The sequence below is a fragment of the Agromyces sp. P1_H4 genome (genome assembly GCF_056405255.1).
Genome location: NZ_JBFUCL010000583.1, coordinates 1 through 957 on the forward strand (window position 1 = coordinate 1; position 957 = coordinate 957).

General features: G+C 75.2%; 1 protein-coding gene. It reads left to right on the forward strand.

Annotation, left to right across the window (positions count from 1 at the left end):
- Positions 1-957: DUF6986 family protein (locus tag AC1DY2_RS20140; protein ID WP_476764029.1), on the forward strand; the 957-nt coding region annotated here is incomplete at both ends.

Here is a 957-nt window from a genome sequence, read left to right on the forward strand (position 1 = left end):
GGCGTGGCGGTCGCGGTCGCGGTCGGCCTCGACGACGCGACCGCCGCGGCCGTGGCCTCCGCGGTCGAGCAGAAGCTCGTGCTCGAACCCATCGAAGACCTCCGGGTCGACTTCGAGGACGGCTACGGCGACCGCGGCGACGACGTCGAGGACGCCGACGCCGTCCGCGCAGCGAAGCGCATCATCGCCGCCGAGGGCGCCGGGTTCGCCCCGCCGTTCGTCGGCATCCGGATCAAGTCGTTCGAGGCCGCGACGCGTGCCCGCGGCATCCGCACGCTCGACCTGTTCGTGACCGCCCTCCTGGAGCACGGCGGCCTGCCCGCCGGCCTCGCGCTCACGCTGCCGAAGGTCTCGACCGTCGCGCAGGTCGAGGCGATGGCGGATGCCGCGGCCGCCCTCGAACGCGCGCACGGGCTCTCCGACGGCAGGCTCCGGTTCGAGGTGCAGGTCGAGACCCCGCAGGTCGTGCTGGGCGCCGACGGACGGTCGCCGCTCGCCCAGCTCGCGACCGCCGTGCCCGGGCGCATCAGCGGTCTGCACTACGGCACCTACGACTACAGCGCTGCGCTCGGCATCGCGGCGAGGTACCAGTCGATGGAGCATCCCGCCGCCGACCTCGCGAAGGGCCTCATGCAGGTCGCCGTCGCCGGCACGGGCATCCGCCTCTCGGACGGCTCGACGAACGTGCTGCCCGTCGGCGCCCGCACGCAGGAGGCGTGGCGGCTGCACGCGCGGCTCGTGCGCCGCTCGCTCGAGCGCGGGTTCCCGCAGGGGTGGGACCTGCACCCGCACCAGCTGCCGACGCGGTTCATCGCCACCTACGCGTTCTACCGCGAGGGGTACGCCGAGGCATCCGCTCGCCTGAGCGACGCCGTGCGACGCGGCGGTGGCGCCGGTGCCGGCGCGAGCGCTGCGGCAGCCGTGCTCGACGAGCCGGCGACGGTGCGCGCGCTCGCC